At 72.4% G+C, this 18695-nt stretch carries 16 protein-coding genes and 1 riboswitch; of the genes, 12 read left to right on the top strand and 4 right to left on the bottom strand.

The annotated features are described in order from the left end of the window. Nucleotides 1-183 precede the first annotated feature (183 nt). Entirely contained in the window at nucleotides 184-843 is a 660-nt protein-coding gene (locus tag ACFWRT_RS34380; protein ID WP_380954290.1) for a class II aldolase/adducin family protein, read from the bottom strand. A gap of 277 nt (nucleotides 844-1120) precedes the next feature. Between ACFWRT_RS34380 and ACFWRT_RS34375 the strand changes: the two genes are divergently transcribed. The 7 genes from ACFWRT_RS34375 (at nucleotide 1121) to ACFWRT_RS34345 (ending at nucleotide 9713) form a co-directional block, all read left to right on the top strand. Then, the gene (locus ACFWRT_RS34375; RefSeq protein WP_380954292.1) at nucleotides 1121-2389 is read left to right on the top strand and encodes an inorganic phosphate transporter; all 1269 of its coding nucleotides are present in this window, start codon (nucleotides 1121-1123) and stop codon (nucleotides 2387-2389) included. 12 nt (nucleotides 2390-2401) lie between these two features. Continuing rightward, nucleotides 2402-2638 carry a hypothetical protein gene (locus tag ACFWRT_RS34370; RefSeq protein ID WP_380954293.1) on the top strand — a complete coding sequence of 79 codons (237 nt, stop codon included), beginning with the start codon at nucleotides 2402-2404 and terminating at the stop codon, nucleotides 2636-2638. A gap of 117 nt (nucleotides 2639-2755) precedes the next feature. Further along, a riboswitch (cobalamin riboswitch) is annotated at nucleotides 2756-2937 on the top strand. A gap of 147 nt (nucleotides 2938-3084) precedes the next feature. After that, a complete protein-coding gene (locus ACFWRT_RS34365; RefSeq protein WP_380954295.1) occupies nucleotides 3085-4065 on the top strand; it encodes a cobalamin biosynthesis protein in 981 nt (326 codons plus the stop codon). Next, nucleotides 4062-5741 (top strand): cobyric acid synthase, encoded by a 1680-nt coding sequence (locus ACFWRT_RS34360; RefSeq protein WP_380954296.1) that lies wholly within the window; start codon nucleotides 4062-4064, stop codon nucleotides 5739-5741. The genes ACFWRT_RS34365 and ACFWRT_RS34360 overlap by 4 nt, the downstream gene beginning before the upstream one ends. Further along, nucleotides 5738-7771, top strand: a complete 2034-nt coding sequence (locus ACFWRT_RS34355; RefSeq protein ID WP_380954297.1) for a putative cobaltochelatase — start codon at nucleotides 5738-5740, stop codon at nucleotides 7769-7771. The genes ACFWRT_RS34360 and ACFWRT_RS34355 overlap by 4 nt, the downstream gene beginning before the upstream one ends. Further along, complete coding sequence (gene cobO / locus ACFWRT_RS34350; protein ID WP_026237554.1) at nucleotides 7771-8370, top strand: cob(I)yrinic acid a,c-diamide adenosyltransferase; 600 nt, start codon at nucleotides 7771-7773, stop codon at nucleotides 8368-8370. The genes ACFWRT_RS34355 and cobO overlap by 1 nt, the downstream gene beginning before the upstream one ends. Beyond that, entirely contained in the window at nucleotides 8364-9713 is a 1350-nt protein-coding gene (locus ACFWRT_RS34345; RefSeq protein ID WP_380954298.1) for a cobyrinate a,c-diamide synthase, read from the top strand. Before cobO ends, ACFWRT_RS34345 begins: the two co-directional genes overlap by 7 nt. A 34-nt stretch (nucleotides 9714-9747) precedes the next feature. On the opposite strand, the gene ACFWRT_RS34340 is transcribed toward ACFWRT_RS34345, so the two are convergent. Continuing rightward, a complete protein-coding gene (locus ACFWRT_RS34340) occupies nucleotides 9748-10470 on the bottom strand; it encodes a ZIP family metal transporter (RefSeq protein ID WP_018512214.1) in 723 nt (240 codons plus the stop codon). 171 nt (nucleotides 10471-10641) lie between these two features. On the opposite strand from ACFWRT_RS34340, the gene cobC reads away from it, so the two are divergent. After that, the gene (cobC, locus tag ACFWRT_RS34335) at nucleotides 10642-12222 is read left to right on the top strand and encodes an Rv2231c family pyridoxal phosphate-dependent protein CobC (protein WP_380954300.1); all 1581 of its coding nucleotides are present in this window, start codon (nucleotides 10642-10644) and stop codon (nucleotides 12220-12222) included. An 81-nt stretch (nucleotides 12223-12303) separates the two neighbouring features. Here cobC and ACFWRT_RS34330 read toward each other — a convergent pair whose 3' ends face one another. Together ACFWRT_RS34330 and ACFWRT_RS34325 are read right to left on the bottom strand one after the other, a co-directional pair. Continuing rightward, nucleotides 12304-13320 carry an SCO1860 family LAETG-anchored protein gene (locus ACFWRT_RS34330; protein WP_380954302.1) on the bottom strand — a complete coding sequence of 339 codons (1017 nt, stop codon included), beginning with the start codon at nucleotides 13318-13320 and terminating at the stop codon, nucleotides 12304-12306. A 319-nt stretch (nucleotides 13321-13639) separates the two neighbouring features. Continuing rightward, nucleotides 13640-14716: an amidohydrolase family protein gene (locus tag ACFWRT_RS34325; RefSeq protein ID WP_380954357.1), complete on the bottom strand. Its 1077-nt coding sequence runs from the start codon at nucleotides 14714-14716 to the stop codon at nucleotides 13640-13642. Between the two features lie 112 nt (nucleotides 14717-14828). Between ACFWRT_RS34325 and ACFWRT_RS34320 the strand changes: the two genes are divergently transcribed. The 4 genes from ACFWRT_RS34320 to ACFWRT_RS34305 all read left to right on the top strand — a co-directional run bounded on the left by ACFWRT_RS34320 (nucleotide 14829) and on the right by ACFWRT_RS34305 (nucleotide 18692). Next, nucleotides 14829-15935 (top strand): pyridoxal-phosphate-dependent aminotransferase family protein, encoded by a 1107-nt coding sequence (locus ACFWRT_RS34320; RefSeq protein WP_380954303.1) that lies wholly within the window; start codon nucleotides 14829-14831, stop codon nucleotides 15933-15935. Between the two features lie 307 nt (nucleotides 15936-16242). Next, nucleotides 16243-16773 carry a diaminobutyrate acetyltransferase gene (gene ectA / locus ACFWRT_RS34315; RefSeq protein WP_380954304.1) on the top strand — a complete coding sequence of 177 codons (531 nt, stop codon included), beginning with the start codon at nucleotides 16243-16245 and terminating at the stop codon, nucleotides 16771-16773. Nucleotides 16774-16946: 173 nt separating this feature from the next. Further along, entirely contained in the window at nucleotides 16947-18209 is a 1263-nt protein-coding gene (ectB, locus tag ACFWRT_RS34310; RefSeq protein WP_380954305.1) for a diaminobutyrate--2-oxoglutarate transaminase, read from the top strand. An 84-nt stretch (nucleotides 18210-18293) separates the two neighbouring features. Beyond that, the gene (locus tag ACFWRT_RS34305) at nucleotides 18294-18692 is read left to right on the top strand and encodes an ectoine synthase (RefSeq protein ID WP_380954306.1); all 399 of its coding nucleotides are present in this window, start codon (nucleotides 18294-18296) and stop codon (nucleotides 18690-18692) included. Nucleotides 18693-18695 lie beyond the last annotated feature (3 nt).

Below are 18695 nucleotides of genomic sequence, written 5' to 3'. Positions count from 1 at the left end.
ACTGCCGTTTCTGTGTGGGGGGTGGGGGGGCGGGGGGCATGGGGGGGGGGGCGGGCGGGTGTGGCGGGGCGGGGCGGGGGGGGGGGGGGGGCGGTGCGGGCGGGCAGCGCGGGCGGGCAGCGCGGACGGGCAGCGCGGACGGGCGGTGCGGCAGGGCGGTGCTGTGCTGTGCTGTGCCTTGGATCAGCCGGGCTGGCCGTATCCCTTCAGCGCCTCGGTCACCTCGTCGAGCTGGGCCGCGCTGAGCAGGGACGGGGTGCGGCCGGGCAGTGCGCTCGCGGTGAGCCAGAGGCGGCAGAGCCACTCCAGTTGGGCGGTGCGCTCGTAGGCCTGGTCGAGGGTGGAGCCGTAGGTGACGGTGCCGTGGTTGGCCAGCAGGCAGCCGGTGCGGCCCTGGAGGGCGGTGAGCATGGCGTCGGCCAGTTCCGGGGTGCCGTAGCGGGCGTAGGCGGCGGTGCGGACGGGGCCGCCGAGGATGGCGGCCGCGTAGTGGACGAGCGGCACCTCGGTGACGAGGGTGGAGACGGCGGTGGCGTGTACGGCGTGGGTGTGGACCACGGCGGCGGCTTCGGTCTCGGCGTAGACCGCGAGGTGGAGGGGGAGTTCGCTGGTCGGCCTCAGCTCCCCGAGGACCTGGCGGCCGTCCAGGCCGACCCCGACGGCGTCCTCCGGTCCGAGCCGGTCGTAGGGCACGCCGCTGGGGGTGACCAGGACCAGGTCCCCGACCCGGGCCGACACATTGCCGGAGGTGCCGACGACCAGGCCATCGGCGGCGCTCCGGCGGGCGGTCGCGACCACGTCCCGCCAGGCCAGGGCGACCGGTTCCGGCTGCTGCTCGCTCATGGGGCGAGCGTAGGGGCGGCCGCAGGAAACCGGAACGTGATGTCCCGCGTGACCGGGATCTCTTTCGGGTTTCTTTGTGACCGTCAAAAACTTCGCCACCGAGGGGCAAAGGGCAGACCAGCCGGTGCCCCACGGGGGTCCCGCAGCCCCTCCCGTACACAAACGGAACCACCGCACTCCGATTCGGGTCACCACAGCGCCCCGCCCAGTTCATCTTCCGTTCACCCAGGTTGCCTACGGTCCACGAGCCACTGACGTCGAACGATTGCCTGGGTAAATGGAACACATCACGCTGCTGCTTGCGATTGTGGTCGTGACAGCTCTCGTGTTCGATTTCACGAACGGTTTCCACGACACCGCCAACGCGATGGCGACCACCATCTCGACCGGCGCGATGAAGCCCAAGACAGCGGTGGCGATGTCCGCCGTTCTCAACCTGATCGGCGCGTTCCTGTCGGTGGAGGTCGCCAAGACGATCTCCGGCGGGATCGTCAACGAAGACGGCATCAGAACAGAGGTCATCTTCGCGGCGCTCGTCGGCGCCATCCTGTGGAATCTCCTGACCTGGCTGGTCGGCCTGCCCTCCAGCTCCTCCCACGCCCTGTTCGGCGGTCTGATCGGTGCGGCCGTGATGTCGGCCGGCTGGTCCTCGATCAACGGCGGCACCGTCGTCACCAAGGTGCTGCTCCCCGCGATCGCCGCCCCGCTGGTCGCCGGTATCGCCGCGATGCTGGCCACCCGGCTGACGTACCGGATCAACCGGAACGTCACCGACCCGAACCAGCAGAAGTCGACCGCCAAGGGCTACCGCGCCGGACAGATCGCCTCCGCCGGTCTCGTCTCGCTCGCCCACGGCACCAACGACGCCCAGAAGACGATGGGCATCATCACGCTGGCCCTGGTCACCAGCGGTGTGCTGGCCCCGGGCTCCAACCCGCCCATGTGGGTCATCGTCTCGGCCGGTGTCGCCATCGCGCTCGGCACCTACCTCGGTGGCTGGCGCATCATCCGCACCATGGGCAAGGGCCTCACCGACCTCCAGCCGCCGCAGGGCTTCGCCGCCCAGACCAGCGCGGCCACCGTCATCCTGGCCTCCTCGCACCTCGGCTTCTCGCTCTCCACCACCCAGTCCTGCTCGGGTGCCGTGATGGGCGCGGGCCTCGGCCGCAAGGGCGGCGTGGTCCGCTGGTCCACCGCCACCCGGATGTTCGTCGCCTGGGGCCTCACGCTCCCGGCCGCGGGCCTGGTCGGCGCGGGCGCCGAGTACCTCACCAAGCAGGGCCCCTGGGGCATCGCCACCACGGCGGTCATCCTGGTCGGCGGCTCCTTCGCCATCTGGGTGGCCTCGCGCCGCCAGCCGGTCGACCACACCAACGTCAACGACACCGACGACGTGACGGCGGACGAGCCGCAGGGCGTCGTCACCACCGCCATGGCCGCGGTCGCTCCGCCGCCCACCGCCAGTGCGGTCTCCGAGCTCTCGACCACCATCCCGGCCCCGGCCGGGGCGCCCGACGACACGCCCCGCCCCGCGGCGACGGTGTAAGGACAGATCCGTATGAAAATCGACTGGGCAGCTCTCGCCTCCGTCTTCGGTGTCAGTCTCGTCGTCACCGTCGCGCTGGTCGGCCTCTTCACCCTGGGCATCGTCGCCCTCTCCAAGCTGTCGGCCCCGGCCGGCAGTGCCACCGGCGTCACCGGCGGTTCGGCCGCACTGGCGCGCACCGGCGCGTACGCCTGCTTCGCGGCGTGCGTGGCGGCGGTCGCGTACGGGATCTATCTGATCGTCGCCTGACCGCACCGACACGCTCCTTCGGGCCGGACACACCACCGTGTGTCCGGCCCGATGTGCGTCTGCGCACACTGGAGCTCCGCAGGTCAACAGCAAGTTGACGGCCGTTCTCGCAGCGTGGTGGACTGCCGGAGCCATTTACGGCGACAGAAGAGGAAGCCGGTGCGAATCCGGCGCGGTCCCGCCACTGTCACCGGGGAGCACTCCCCCACACCGGATGTCACGGCCCTCCTGACCGAGGGCTGGAAGGCCGGGGGAACTGCGGATCCGGAAGCCAGGAGACTCTTGTCGCCGGTCACGTCGAACCAGGGCGCGGACCCTGAGTGAGGACATAAGCCATGCCCGGCCGCCGTGCGCCGCGTCCTGTGCCTCTTCCGGTACCCCTCGCCGTACCTCTCGCTGTACCTCATCGTGCCGGAACGCCTCTGCCCGCGGCGGGCTGAACCGTGGTGCGTGCCGATCGTGTCTTCGCGTACGGCGCCGTCGCCGGGCTGATCGCCGACGCGGCTCTCGGTGACCCGCGCCGGGGCCATCCCGTCGCCGGTTTCGGCCGGGCCGCCGCGCGGGTGGAGTCCCTGCTGTGGCGGGACGACCGGGGCCGGGGAGCGCTGCACACCCTGCTGTGCGCCGGAGGCGCCGTGGGGGCAGCCGCGCTGGCCGCCCGTGCCGTACGGGGGCGGCCCGCGCTCGCCGTCGCGCTGACGGCCGCCACCACCTGGTCGGTGGTCGGGGGTACGTCACTGGGCCGGGAGGCCCGCGCCATCGGGGGCGCGCTGGCCGCCGGGGACCTGGAGGTGGCCCGGGAGCGGCTGCCGCATCTGTGCGGGCGCGATCCGCAGGCCCTGGACGGGCAGCAGATCGCCCGTGCCGTCGTGGAGTCGGTCGCGGAGAACACCTCGGACGCCGTCGTGGGCGCGCTGGTGTGGGGGGCGATCGGCGGGGTGCCGGGGCTCGTCGGCTTCCGGGCCGTGAACACGCTGGACGCGATGGCCGGCCACAAGTCACCTCGCTACCGCCGTTACGGCTGGGCCTCGGCCCGTCTGGACGACGTGGCGGGGTGGCCGGGCGCCCGGCTGACGGCCGCGCTGGCCGTGGTGGCCGGCGGGCGGCCCGCGGAGGCCGTACGCGCCTGGAAGGCGGACGCGGGGCGCCATCCGAGCCCGAACGCGGGGCCGGTGGAGGCCGCGTTCGCGGGGGCGCTCGGCGTCCGGCTCGGCGGGACGCTGGCGTACGCGGGGCGTGTCGAGCACCGGCCGGTGCTGAACGGGGAGTCGGGCCGGGAGGTCCGGAGTTCCGACATCGAGCGTGCGGTGCGGTTGTCGCGCCGGGTGAGCGTGCTGGCCCTCGGGGCGTGTGTGGTGGGCCGGCTGACCGTGGGGCGTGTGGTCGCGGGGCGGTCGTCGACAGGACAGAGGCGGGGTCGGGCATGAGCGGTGGGCTGCTGGTCGCGGGGACCACATCGGACGCGGGCAAGAGCGTCGTCACGGCGGGCATCTGCCGCTGGCTGGTGCGCCGGGGCGTGAAGGTCGCGCCCTTCAAGGCGCAGAACATGTCCCTCAACTCCTTCGTGACCCGTGAGGGCGCGGAGATCGGGCGCGCCCAGGCCATGCAGGCGCAGGCCGCCCGGGTGGAGCCGACGGCCCTGATGAACCCGGTGCTGCTGAAGCCGGGCAGCGACCGGTCCAGCCAGGTCGTCCTGATGGGCAAGCCGGTCGGCGAGATGAGCGCCCGGGGGTACCACGGGGGCCGACAGGAGGCGCTGCTCGGGACGGTCACGGACTGTCTTGAGGAGCTGCGGTCGACGTACGACGCGGTGATCTGTGAGGGGGCCGGGTCGCCGGCCGAGATCAACCTCCGACGGACCGACATCGTGAACATGGGGATCGCGCGGGCCGCGCAGTTCCCCGTGCTGGTGGTCGGGGACATCGACCGGGGCGGGGTCTTCGCGTCGTTCTTCGGGACGACGGCGCTGCTGAGCGCGGAGGACCAGTCGCTGGTCGCGGGCTACCTCGTGAACAAGTTCCGGGGGGACGTCTCGCTGCTGGAGCCGGGGCTGGACATGCTGTACGGGCTGACCGGGCGGCGGACTTACGGGGTGCTGCCGTTCACCCATGGGCTCGGCATCGACGAGGAGGACGGCCTGCGGGTCTCCCTGCGGGGTGCGGTGCGAGAGTCGGTCGTGGCGCCGCCGCATGGGGAGGACGTGTTGCGGGTCGCGGTCTGCGCGGTGCCGTTGATGTCGAACTTCACGGACGTGGACGCGCTGGCCGCCGAACCGGGCGTCGTCGTGCGGTTCGTGGACCGGCCCGATGAGCTGGCCGACGCGGACCTGGTCGTCGTGCCCGGCACGCGCGGCACGGTGAAGGCGCTGTCCTGGCTGCGGGAGCGGGGGCTCGCGGAGGCGCTGGTGCGGCGGGCGGCGGAGGGGCGGCCGGTGCTGGGGATCTGCGGGGGGTTCCAGGTGCTCGGTGAGCGGATCGAGGACGAGGTGGAGTCGCGGGCCGGGGTCGTGGAGGGGCTGGGGGTCCTTCCCGTACGGGTGCGCTTCGAGCGGGCCAAGACGCTGGCGCGGCCGGTGGGTTCGGCGCTCGGTGAGGTGGTGGAGGGGTACGAGATCCACCACGGGGTGGCCGATGTGCGGGGCGGCGAGCCGTTCCTGGACGGGTGCCGGGTGGGGGCGGTGTGGGGGACGCACTGGCACGGGTCGCTGGAGAGCGATGGGTTCCGGCGGCGGTTCCTGGAGGAGGTGGCCCGGGCCGCCGGGCGGCGGTTCGTGCCGGCGCCGGACACGTGTTTCGGGGTGTTGCGGGAGGAGCAGCTCGATCGGCTGGGGGATCTGGTGGAGGAGCACGCGGATACGGAAGCGTTGTGGCGGTTGATCGAGGGGGGTGCGCCTGAGGGGTTGCCGTTCGTGCCGCCGGGGGCGCCGCCGTTGGGGGCGGGTGGGCCGGAGAGCCGGGGCGCTGCCCCGGGCCCCGCTCCTCAAGCGCCGGAGGGGCTTGATTCGGCTCCCCCGGAGACGCGGAGGGAAGCGGGCGAGCCGCAGGGGCTTGAAGTGACCGGTCACGTAAGAGCTGAAGAGCATGTCAACGAGGAGGCCCAGTGAGTACGCCGTATCCCTTCACCGCGATCGTCGGGCAGGACGACCTGCGGCTCGGGCTGTTGCTGAACGCCGTCAGTCCGGCTGTCGGTGGTGTGCTCGTGCGGGGCGAGAAGGGGACCGCCAAGTCCACCGCCGTGCGGGCGCTCGCCGCGCTCATGCCCGAGGTCTCCGTCGTACCGGGGTGCCGGTTCTCCTGTGACCCGGCCTCGCCCGATCCGGCGTGTCCTGACGGGCCGCACGCGGAGGCGGCCGGTGTGTCGCGGGCCGCGCGGACCGTGGAGCTGCCCGTCGGGGCGTCCGAGGACCGGCTCGTGGGGGCGCTGGACATCGAGCGGGCGCTCTCGGAGGGCGTGAAGGCGTTCGAGCCGGGGCTGCTGGCCGACGCGCACCGCGGGATCCTGTACGTCGACGAGGTAAACCTCCTCCACGACCACCTGGTGGACCTGCTGCTGGACGCGGCGGCCATGGGTGCCTCGTACGTCGAGCGCGAAGGCGTCTCCGTACGGCATGCGGCACGGTTCCTGCTGGTCGGGACGATGAACCCGGAAGAGGGCGAGCTGCGGCCGCAGTTGCTGGACCGCTTCGGGCTCACCGTCGAGGTGGCCGCCTCCCGGGACACCGACGAGCGGGTGGAGGTCGTACGGCGCCGGCTCGCGTACGACGACGATCCTGAAAGGTTCGCCGCGCGTTGGGCCGAGGAGGAGACGGCGCTGCGCGAGCGGATCGCCGGTGCGCGTGCCCTGCTGCCGCGGGTCGTGCTCGGTGACGGCGTGCTGCGGCAGATCGCCGCGACCTGCGCCGCGTTCGAGGTCGACGGGATGCGGGCCGACATCGTGATGGCCCGTACCGCGACCGCGCTCGCCGCCTGGGCGGGGCGCGAGGAGGTCACCGCCGACGACGTACGGCAGGCCGCCCTGCTGGCGCTCCCTCATCGTCGGCGCCGCAACCCGTTCGACGCTCCCGGCCTGGACGAGGACAAGCTCGATCAGACCCTGGACGAGGCCGGACCGCAGAAGAGCGACGACGACGATCCCGATCCCGGACCCGGTCCTGATGGTGACGGTGGTGGTGGGGGCGGTGGCGTGCCGCCGCAGGCCGACGGTGATCGCACTCCGCCGCAGGGTTCCGAGGGCGACGACACGCCGTCCCAGGCTCCCGACGCCGCCCCCGAAACACCCGGGCGCTCCGCCGGGGCCGAGCAGCAGCCGGTGGCCGCCGCCGAGCCGTTCCGTACGAGGATGCTCAGCGTTCCGGGGCTGGGGGAAGGCGCTGCGGGGCGGCGTTCCCGGGCCCGAACGGCGCATGGTCGGACCACAGGAGCGGTCCGACCACAGGGCGCTCTGACCAAGCTCCACCTGTCCGCCACCGTCCAGGCCGCCGCCCCCCACCAGCGGGCGCGCGGGCGGTCCGGGCGCGGGCTCGTGGTACGGCGGGACGATCTGCGGCAGGCGACCCGGGAGGGGCGGGAGGGCAACCTCGTGCTGTTCGTCGTGGACGCCTCCGGGTCGATGGCCGCCCGGCAGCGGATGAGCGCGGTCAAGGGGGCCGTGCTGTCGCTGCTGCTGGACGCCTACCAGCGGCGGGACAAGGTCGGCCTGGTCACCTTCCGGGGCAAGGAGGCGGAGGTCGCGCTGCCGCCGACCTCGTCCGTGGACGCGGCCGCCGCCCGGCTGGAGTCGCTGCCGACCGGGGGGCGTACGCCGCTCGCCGCCGGGCTGCTCAAGGCCCATGACGTGCTGCGGGTGGAGCGGCTGCGCGATCCTTCGCGCCGGCCCCTGCTCGTCGTCGTCACGGACGGCAGGGCGACCGGCGGGCCGGAGCCGGTGGCGCTCGCGGGGCGGGCGGCGCGGCTGCACCAGGCCGAAGGGACGGCGTCCGTCGTCGTGGACTGCGAGTCGGGGTACGTACGCCTCGGTCTCGCCGGGGAGCTCGCCCGGGAGCTGGGAGGCACCGCCGTCACGCTCGACGAGCTGCGGGCCGACTCGATCGCCGGGCTCGTCAAGGACGTCACCGCAGCCGGGAGGGCCGCTTAATGCCGCAGGGACAGCCGACATCGGTGCCGGACGACGGGCTCACCACCCGTCAGCGGCGCAACCGCCCGCTCCTGTTCGTCCACACGGGCATAGGCAAGGGCAAGTCGACAGCAGCCTTCGGGCTCGCGCTGCGGGCCTGGAACCAGGGGTGGCCGATCGGGGTGTTCCAGTTCGTGAAGTCGGCGAAGTGGAAGGTCGGCGAGGAGAACGCGCTGAAGGTGCTGGGCGCGAGCGGCGAGGGCGGCACCGTCGACTGGCACAAGATGGGCGAGGGCTGGTCCTGGGTCCAGCGCGACGGCCAGCTCGACAACGAGGAGAAGGCCCGCGAAGGGTGGGAGCAGGTCAAGCGTGACCTCGCCGCCGAGACGTACAAGCTGTACGTGCTCGACGAGTTCGCCTACCCGCTGCACTGGGGCTGGATCGACACCGACGAGGTAGTCGAGGTCATGCGGAACCGGCCCGGCACCCAGCACGTGGTGATCACCGGCCGCAACGCGCCGGACGCGCTGATCGAGGCCGCCGACCTGGTGACCGACATGTCGAAGGTCAAGCACCCGATGGACGCGGGGCAGAAGGGCCAGAGGGGCATCGAGTGGTGAGTACGCCCCGTCTGGTCATCGCCGCGCCTGCTTCCAACAGCGGCAAGACCACCGTCGCCACCGGCCTGATGGCCGCCTTCACCGCGCGCGGGCTCGCCGTCTCGCCGCACAAGGTGGGGCCGGACTACATCGATCCCGGGTACCACTCGCTGGCGACGGGCCGTCCCGGCCGGAATCTCGACGCGTACATGTGCGGGCCGGATCTCGTCGCCCCGCTCTTCGCGCACGGGTCGGCGGGGTGCGACCTCGCCGTGGTCGAGGGCGTGATGGGGCTGTACGACGGTGCCTCGGGGCAGGGGGAGCTGGCGTCCACCGCTCAGGTGGCGAAGCTGCTGCGGGCGCCGGTGGTGCTGGTGGTGGACGCCTCGTCCCAGTCCCGGTCGGTGGCGGCCCTGGTGCACGGGTTCGCCTCCTGGGACCCGGAGGTGCGGATCGGCGGGGTGATCCTGAACAAGGTGGCCTCCGACCGGCACGAGGCGCTGTTGCGGGATGCGTTGGACGAGTCGGGGCTTCCGGTGCTCGGCGTGATCCGGCGGGCCCCTCAGGTCGCCACGCCCTCGCGCCACCTGGGTCTGGTGCCGGTGGCCGAGCGGCAGGGCGATGCGGTGGACGCCGTACGGGCCATGGGTGAGCGGGTGCGCGCCGGGTGCGATCTGGACGCGCTGATGGCGCTGGCGCGGACGGCGCCCGCGCTGGCGGACGAGGCGTGGGAGCCCGCGTACGCCCCCGCCCACGGCCCCAGGCCCGTCGTCGCCGTGGCTGGCGGGGCGGCGTTCACCTTCGCGTACGCGGAACACGCCGAGCTGCTGACGGCGGCCGGTGCGGAGGTCGTCGTCTTCGATCCACTGCGGGACGAGAAGCTGCCGGCGGGGACGGCGGGGCTCGTGATCGGCGGCGGGTTCCCGGAGGTGTACGCCCCCGAGCTGTCGGCCAACGAGCCGTTGCGGCGGGCGGTCACGGAGTTGGCCCTGAGCGGCGCGCCGGTGGCGGCCGAGTGTGCGGGGCTGCTGTATCTGGCGCGGGAGCTGGACGGGAAGCCGATGTGCGGGGTGCTGGACGCCACGGCCCGGATGTCGGAGCGGCTCACGCTCGGGTACCGGCAGGCGGTGGCGGTCTCGGACAGCCCGCTGGCGGCGGCCGGGACCCGGATGCGCGGCCACGAGTTCCACCGGACGGTGCTGGAGCCGGGGGCGGGGCCGGTGCCCGCGTGGGGGATGCACCAGCCGGAGCGGCGGGTGGAGGGGTATGTCCAGCGGGGCGTGCACGCCAGCTATCTGCACACCCACTGGGCGGCCTCGCCCGAGGTGGCCCGGCGGTTCGTGGAGCACTGCCGGGCGCGGTGAGGCGTACAGGGGCGCGTAAAGGCGCGCGTACGGCTCACTCGGCGATGCCCACCACCAGCCAGATGAAGCCCACGCCCCCGATGGTGCAGAGAAGGGTGGAGCGGGCGGGATGGGTGTGGTGTGCCTCGGGAAGAATCTCCGCAGCGGCCAGGTAGAGCAGGGCTCCGCCGAAGAAACCGAGATAGCCGCCGAGCAGTTCCTCCGGAAGGGTGAACAGCAGCGTCGTCGCGGCGCCCACGACCGGTGCCAGGGCGGCCGCGAACAGCATCAGGAGCGCCTTGCGTCGGGCGTTCCCGTAAAGACTGGTGAGGGTGTACGTGTTGAATCCGTCGGCGAAGTCATGACTGATCACCGCCAGCGCGACGGCCACGCCCATGGCTCCGCTGACCTGGAAGGCGGCGCCGAGCGCGATGCCGTCCATCAGGCTGTGGCCGACCATCGCGGCGGCCGCCGTGAGCCCCACCTGCGGCACGCGTTCACCGCTCGCCCCGTGTGCCACCTGGCGTACGGCGAGCAGGCCCTCGACCAGATGGGCCACCAGGAAGCCGCCGACGAACAGCAGCAGGGCGGCGGGCACCCCGAACACCGGGGTCCCCGCGGCCTCCATCGCCTCCGGCAGGAGGTCCAGGCCGACCACCCCGAGCATCAGCCCGCCCGCGAAGCCGAGCACCAGGTGGCGGCGGTCGGTGACGCGTTGCGCGACCCAGCCGCCGGCCAGAGTCATCAGGAACGCGCCGAGCGCGACGAACACCGCCATGGGGTCTTGCTAGTCGATCGACCCCGCCGGCCGCATCTCAGGGTGTCCTTACCGGGGCCGCCCGCATCCGCCCGTACGCCGAGGTCCGTGAGCCGTACGGCCGCCGGGTCCGTGACCGTATACGGAACAGCTCCACCCCCCACCGCTTGACGTGAAAGGCAGGGCTCCGCCATGACGACCCCCACACCCGAGCCCGGCGCGCGGAACCTGGTCGTCGGGGTCGGTGCCCGCCGGGGGGCGCCGCTCGGCGAGGTGTACGGCCTGATCGAGGAGACCCTGCGCGGGGCGGGGCTGCGTACCGCCGATGTGGTGGAGGTGGCGACCGTCGACGCGAAGGCGGACGAGCCGGGGATCGTGGGGGCGGCCGCCCGGCTCGGGGTGCCGGTGCGGACGTATCCGGCGGCGGCGCTCGCCGGGGTGCGCGTGCCGAACCCGTCGGACGCGGTGGACGGGGCGTTGGGGACGCCCTCGGTCGCGGAGGCGGCGGCGCTGATCGAGGCGGACGAGCTGGTGGTGGAGAAGTCCGGCGGCAAGGGGCTCGCGACGTGCGCCGTGGCACGCCGCTTTCCGGCCGTCCTGACGTCATTCCCTGTTTCCGGCGAGAAAACTTCCACCCCACTCGTGACGGAAGGCCCCCGGCCGTTCACCATGACAGCCATGAATCCCCCCACGCATCCCCCCACACGAGACATCGAGAGCGCCGGGCCCGACCTGCGCCACCACGGCGACGCGGAGGTGCGCGGCGAGAATCTGACCGATCTCGCCGTGAACGTCCGCACCCACACACCACCGGAGTGGCTGCGCCAGCGGATAGCCGCGTCGCTGGTCTCGCTGGCCGCCTACCCCGACGGCACCCCGGCCCGGGAGGCGGTCGCCGAGCGGCACGGACTGCCGGTGGAGCGTGTCCTGTTGACGGCGGGCGCGGCGGAGGCGTTCGTCCTGATCGCCCGGGCGCTGCCGGCCCGGTGTCCGGTGGTCGTGCACCCGCAGTTCACCGAGCCGGAGGCGGCGCTGCGGGCGGCCGGGCACGGGGTGGGGCGGGTGCTGCTGCGGGAGGAGGACGGCTTCCGGCTCGATCCGGCGGCGGTGCCGGAGGAGGCGGATCTGGTGGTGGTCGGCAACCCGACCAACCCGACGTCCGTGCTGCACCCGGCGGCGCTGCTGGAGCGGCTGGCCAGACCCGGGCGGACGCTGGTGGTCGACGAGGCGTTCATGGACGTCGTGCCGGGCGAGCGCGAGGCGTTGTGCGGGCGGACGGACATTCCGGGGCTCGTCGTGCTGCGCAGCCTGACCAAGACCTGGGGGCTGGCCGGGCTGCGGATCGGTTACGTCCTGGCCCACCCGGAGACGATCGCGCTGCTGGCCGAGGCGCAGCCGCTGTGGCCGGTGTCGTCCCCGGCGCTGGCGGCGGCTCAGGCGTGCATGGAGCCGCGGGCGCTGGTGGAGGCGGCCGAGGCGGCGGACCGGATCACGGTGGACCGGGCCCATCTGCTGGCCGGGCTCGCGGAGTTCAGCGAGGTGCGGGCGGTCGAGGAGGCCCGGGGGCCGTTCGTCCTGGTCCGGCTGGAGCGGGCGGCGGAGATCCGGGAGCGGCTGCGGCTGCTGGGCTTCGCGGCCCGGCGCGGCGATACGTTCCCGGGGCTCGGGCCGCAGTGGCTGCGGCTGGCCGTACGCGACCGGGCGACGACCAACCGCTTCCTCCAGGCCCTGGACCAGGCCGTCCAGGCGCTGCCCGCGCGAACGGGGCGCTGAGGGGGGGGCTGGGGCGGGAGCGTGGGGCGGCGTTCCGTCGTAAGGATGCCGCCGCCCCACGGTCCGGTGTGCGGGCGTGGATCAGGCCTGGCTGCCGCCGCCGCGCCGGCGCGCGACCACCGTGGCGCCCGCGCCGATCGCCAGCAGGAGGGCCGCGCCGCCCGCGATGTACGGGGTGGTGGAGCTGCCGCCGGTCTCGGCGAGGTTGGCCGTGGTGGGGGCCTTGCCGGTGTCGGAGCCGGTCTGCGGCTTCACATCGGTACCGCCGTCGCCCTGGTCGCCGCCGGTGGAGCCGGTGTCGGAGCCGCCCGTACCGGAGCCGCCGGTGTTTCCGCCCGAGGAGCCGCCCGTGGAACCGCCGTTGCTGCCACCCGGCTTCTCAGGGGTCTTCGGGGTCTCGCAGGTCGCCTCGGCCAGGGTGACCTCGCCGTCCACCTCGGCCACGTTGAGGTCGAGCGGGTTCACCGAGACCTTCAGCCGGAGCGCCGTCGCGGCCGCCGTACGCGAGGTGGTCTCCGTCTTCGACAGGTCGAGGCTCACCTCACCGACGCCCGGCACCACGACCCGGGTCGGGCCGCCCGCGGAGAGCGTCACCTTCTTGCCGAGCACCGTGACATGACCGAGCACGTTCGATTCGGCGACCGGCTGCTTACCGGCCTCGCAGAGCGCCTTGGAGGTCACCTTCTCGACCTCGATGAGCGAGAGCAGCGGCAGACCGGGGACATGGACCCGGGCCTTGGCCAGGTTGGTGTACCCCTCGGCCTTGTGCTCGTCCACGGTGGCGTTCGCGGTGGCGACGTCGGCGCGCAGGACGCTGACCGGCTTTCCGCCCTCCACGCCGTCCAGGTTCACCGTGAGCGCGGTCCTCCCCGCGCTGGCCGGTGCCTGCACCTCGTTGAGCGTGACCTTGAGGGGCACCTGGACGGACTTGTTGAGGAGCGAGACGTCGAGCCCGGTACGGAGCACGACCGCGCTCGCCTTGCCCTCGCCGCCGGTGGCGGGCGTCGCCGGGGCTGCCTGCGCGGGGACGGCGGCAAACAGAGCGACGGGAGCGGCGGCGACCGCCAGGGCGGCGAGACGGAAGGTGTTGCTGTTCAAGATGGTGGAACCCCCACAAGAGACATGGAGCCACCGGCACAGTCCAATGGGGGACATCGCCTGCGCCGGTGGCCTCGACTCCGTGAATCTTTACGCACTGTGGGTGAACTGGCGGATACCTGAAGTGAGTTCACCTCAAAGGGGGGTTTCCGCGCGCATATTCGAATCTTTCGGCACGTGCGTTCCCTCTCGCCTCATTCCGTCACCCGTTTCACACGGTGGGGGCCGAGCGTCTCGATGGACCGAGGTATGCGAACGAGCCGGGGGCCGCATCCGTCACTGCCCGTCAACCCACCGCACCGCCGGCCCCTCCGCGACCTCAGCCGATCACCCGCCCGTTCAGCACGATGTGGCGCGGCGCCGCCAGCACCCGGACGTCCGCGCGCGGATCCGTCTCGTAGACGACCAGGTCGGCCGGAGCGCCCTCCTCGAGACCCGGCCGCCCCAGCCACCGCCTCGCCCCCCATGCGGTGGCGGAGAGGGCCTCCAGGGCCGGGATGCCCGCCTTCACGAGTTCGGCGACCTCTCCCGCGACCAGGCCGTGCGCCAGCGAGCCGCCCGCGTCGGTGCCGACGTAGACCGGGATGCCGGCGTCGTACGCGGACCGGACGGTGTCGTACCGCCTCTCGTACAGCTGCCGCATATGCGCCGACCAGCGCGGGAACTTGGCCTCGCCGCCCGCCGCGAGGTCGGGGAACGTGGCGATGTTGACCAGCGTCGGGACGATCGCGACGCCGCGCTCCGCGAAGAGCGGGATGGTCTCCTCGGTGAGGCCGGTGGCGTGCTCGACGCAGTCGATGCCCGCCTCCACCAGATCGCGCAGCGCGGCCTCGGCGAAGCAGTGCGCGGTGACGCGGGCGCCCAGCCGGTGCGCCTCGGCGATGGCCGCCTCGACCTCGCCGCGCGGCCAGCAGGCGGTGAGGTCACCCGCGTCCCGGTCGATCCAGTCCCCCACCAGCTTGACCCAGCCGTCGCCGCGCCGGGCCTCCTGGGCGACGTACGCGACGAGGTCGCCGGGCTCGATCTCGTGGGCGTAGTTAAAGATGTAGCGGCGGGTCCTGGCGATGTGGCGGCCCGCCCGGATGATCTTCGGCAGATCCTCACGGTCGTCGATCCAGCGGGTGTCGGAGGGCGATCCGGCGTCCCGGATGAGCAGGGTCCCGGCCTCCCGGTCGGTGAGCGCCTGCTTCTCGGCGGTCGCCGCGTCGACCGGGCCGTGCCGGTCCAGGCCGACATGGCAGTGCGCGTCGACGAGGCCGGGCAGCGCCCAGCCCGTGACCGTCTCCGCGCGGTCCGCGCCCGGCGGCCGGTCGAAGGTGATCCGCCCGTCGACCGCCCACAGTCCGTCCCGCACCTCGTCCGGGCCGACGAGGACCCGTCCCTTCACCCGCAGCACCCGCTGCCCTTCCCGACCGCGCACCTGATCACTCATACGCGGCACTGTACGAGGCCCTCGGTAGGCTGCCATGACCTGTCGACCGCCGATCGCATCCGAAGAGAGCACCGCCGTGACGCACCCCTTCCTCGACCTCCCCCCGCTGACCGCCGGGCACTTCGCGGCCATCGAGCGACGGGTGGCCGCGCTCCTCGCCACCGAGCAGGACGTCGTCATCACGCAGGGCGAGGCGCTGCTGCCGCTGGAGGGCTGCATCCGCAGCGGCGCCCGGCCCGGCTCGACCGCGCTGAACGTGGTCACCGGACCGTACGGGCAGACCTTCGGCAACTGGCTGCGGGACTGCGGCGCCGAGGTCGTCGACCTCGCCGTGCCCTTCCACACCGCGGTGACCGCCGACCAGGTCGCCGAGGCGCTCGCCGCGCACCCGGAGATCGATTTCGTCTCCCTGGTGCACGCCGAGGCAGCGACCGGCAACACCAACCCGGTCGCGGAGATCGGTGAGGTGGTCCGGGCGCACGGGGCGCTGTTCATGCTGGACGCGGTCGCCTCGGTGGCCGCCGAGCCGCTGCTGCCGGACGCCTGGGGCGTCGACCTGTGCGTGATCGGCGCGCAGAAGGCGATGGGCGGTCCGGCCGGGGTGTCGGCGGTGTCGGTGAGCGAGCGGGCCTGGGAGCGGATCGCCGCCAACCCGGCTGCGCCACGCCGCTCGTACCTGTCGCTGCTGGACTGGAAGGAGCGCTGGATCGACGGCGGCCGCAAGGCCCTGCCGCACGCCCCGGCGCAGTTGGAGATGCTGGGGCTCGAGGCGTGCCTGGAGCGGATCGAGGAGGAAGGCCTGGACACGGTGACGGCCCGCCACGCCTTCGCCGCCGCGGCGACCCGGGCGGGCGCCGAGGCGCTGGGCGGCGGTCTGGAGCCGTACGTCCTTCAGGCGCGGGACGCCGCTCCGGTGGCCACGACGCTGCGCGCCCCGGCGGGGACCGACGCCTCCGCGCTGGTCGCGCGGGCGTTGGAGCTGGAGCCCTCGCTGCCGCTCATCGCGGGCGGCGGGGCGCTGGCCAAGGAGCTGATCCGGGTCAATCACTACGGGGCGGATGCGACGGAGAGCGCGGTGCTGACCTCGCTCGCGGCTCTGGGGGCCGCGCTGGCCGGCACGGGCCGGCCGGTCGACTTCGATGCTGCCCGCCGTGCGGTATCGAAAACCTGGCCGGACGCCTGATATTCATTATGCGGGGAGCTGCTTTACCGAAAGCAGCTCCCCGCATTCTTCTGCCCGCTTTCCCGACCGCTAAACTCGGAAGTTTTTTCGGGACTCGAACTGCATGATTCGGACACGTCTCAGAGGAGTTACAACCCTGTGACCGACTCCACACGAGCGGCATTATGCCCGAAAAATTCAGGACAAAGAGCGTGAAATCGTACCCGGATCGCGAGGATCTTGCGCACGCCTGATAACACATACAGGCGCTCCACCCAACCCTTTGCCTCGATGCAATTTAGAAATTTGCTGGGTAAATTCAATTCGCATGACCGCCGCACCAGCAGATTTTGCCCGTGCCCGAAGCGAATTCCTGAGTATCGACACGCCACGAGTGGAGGACGGAGCCGCGATCTGGCGCATAGCCCGCGACTCCCAGGTCCTGGACCTGAACTCCTCGTACAGCTACCTGCTGTGGTGTCGTGACTTCGCCGCGACGTCCGCCGTCGCCCGTGGCGAGGACGGCGAGCCGATCGCGTTCGTCACCGGCTACATCAGGCCCGACCGCCCCGAGACCCTCGTCGTCTGGCAGGTCGCCGTCGACCAGGCCCATCGCGGCAAGGGACTCGCCGCCACCCTGCTGGACGCGCTGACCGCCCGCGTCGCCGCCGACCAGGGACTCTCCTGCGTCGAGACGACGGTGACCCCGGACAACACCGCCTCCGACCGGCTGTTCACGTCCTACGCCCAGCGCCACGACATCCCGCTGGAGCGGGAGGTCCTCTTCGACGGGGGGCTGTTCCCCGAGGGGACGCACCTGCCGGAGGTCCTCTACCGGATAGGCCCCTTCACCGACTGAGCGGACCGGTCCGAGCGGACCAGCCCCTTCCACGGCCCGGCGTACCTGACCCGTACGCCGGTTTCCCCACGACTTTTCGCGCCGGCCGACCACCCGGCGCGGTCCCGGCCGCCTCCGTGCGGCAGGGAGCACCGACCACTGCCCGTCACACCCCCTCACGCAGGAGATCCGCTGTGACCATCACCCCGCCCGCACTGAGCGTCTTCGAGACCCTGGAGTCGGAGGTCCGTAGCTACTGCCGCGGCTGGCCCGCCGTGTTCGACCGCGCGCAGGGCGCCCGGTTGACCGACGAGGACGGCCACACCTACCTGGACTTCTTCGCCGGGGCCGGCTCGCTCAACTACGGCCACAACAACCCCGTGCTGAAACGAGCGCTGATCGACTACATCGAGCGCGACGGCATCACCCACGGCCTGGACATGGCGACCACCGCCAAGCGCGCCTTCCTGGAGACGTTCCAGAACGTCATCCTGCGCCCGCGCGACCTTCCGTACAAGGTCATGTTCCCCGGCCCGACGGGCACCAACGCCGTCGAGTCGGCCCTGAAGCTGGCCCGCAAGGTCAAGGGCCGCGAGTCGGTCGTCTCGTTCACCAACGCCTTCCACGGCATGTCGCTGGGCTCGCTCGCCGTCACCGGCAACGCGTTCAAGCGGGCCGGCGCCGGCATCCCGCTGGTGCACGGCACCCCGATGCCGTTCGACAACTACTTCGACGGCACCGTCCCGGACTTCCTCTGGTTCGAGCGGCTGCTGGAGGACCAGGGCTCCGGGCTGAACAAGCCCGCCGCCGTGATCGTGGAGACGGTCCAGGGCGAGGGCGGCATCAACGTGGCCCGTGCCGAGTGGCTGCGCGCGCTCAAGGAGCTGTGCGAGCGCCAGGACATGCTGCTGATCGTGGACGACATCCAGATGGGCTGCGGCCGTACCGGCGGCTTCTTCTCCTTCGAGGAGGCCGGCATCGTCCCGGACATCGTCACGCTCTCCAAGTCCATCAGCGGCTACGGCCTGCCGATGTCGCTCTGCCTGTTCAAGCCGGAGCTGGACATCTGGGAGCCGGGCGAGCACAACGGCACCTTCCGCGGCAACAACCCGGCCTTCGTCACGGCCGCCGCCGTCCTGGACGCCTACTGGGCCGACGGCCAGATGGAGCAGCAGACCAAGGAGCGCGGCCTCCAGGTCGAGCAGGCGCTGCTGGCCGTCTGCGCCGAGGAGCCGACCGCGCAGTTCCGCGGCCGCGGCCTGGTCTGGGGCATGGAGTTCGAGGACCCGGCGCGCGCCTCGGCGGTCTGCGCCCGCGCCTTCGAGCTGGGGCTCCTGCTGGAGACCTCCGGCCCGCAGAGCGAGGTCGTCAAGCTGCTGCCGCCGCTGACCATCACCACCGAGGAACTGGACGAGGGTCTGCGCACGCTGGCCCGCTGCGTCCGCGAAACGGCCTGACCCGGCGAGTCCGGGGCAGGCGGAGAAGGAGCGCCCCGGGCCCGCGGGCCCGGGGCGGAGTTCAAGAGAAAGGCACTGCTCACCGTGATCGTCCGATCGTTCGAGGACATCGAGAACACCGACCGGCATGTGAGGTCCGCGTCCGGCACCTGGGAGAGCAAGCGCATCGTGCTCGCCAAGGAGAAGGTGGGCTTCTCGCTCCACGAGACCGTGCTCTACGCGGGTACGGAGACCTCCATGTGGTACGCGAACCACATCGAGGCCGTCCTGTGCACCGAGGGCGAGGCCGAGCTCACCAACGACGAGACCGGCGAGACCCACTGGATCTCCCCGGGCACGATGTACCTGCTGGACGGGCATGAGCGGCACACCCTGCGGCCCAAGACCGACTTCCGCTGCGTGTGCGTCTTCAACCCCCCCGTCACCGGACGGGAGGACCATGACGAGAACGGTGTCTACCCCCTGCTGACCGAGGAGGCCTGAACC

Origin of the sequence: Streptomyces cyaneofuscatus (genome assembly GCF_042718795.1) — a bacterium.
GTDB lineage: Bacteria > Actinomycetota > Actinomycetes > Streptomycetales > Streptomycetaceae > Streptomyces > Streptomyces cyaneofuscatus_A.
This window is presented reverse-complemented; position numbering and strand designations above follow the sequence as displayed.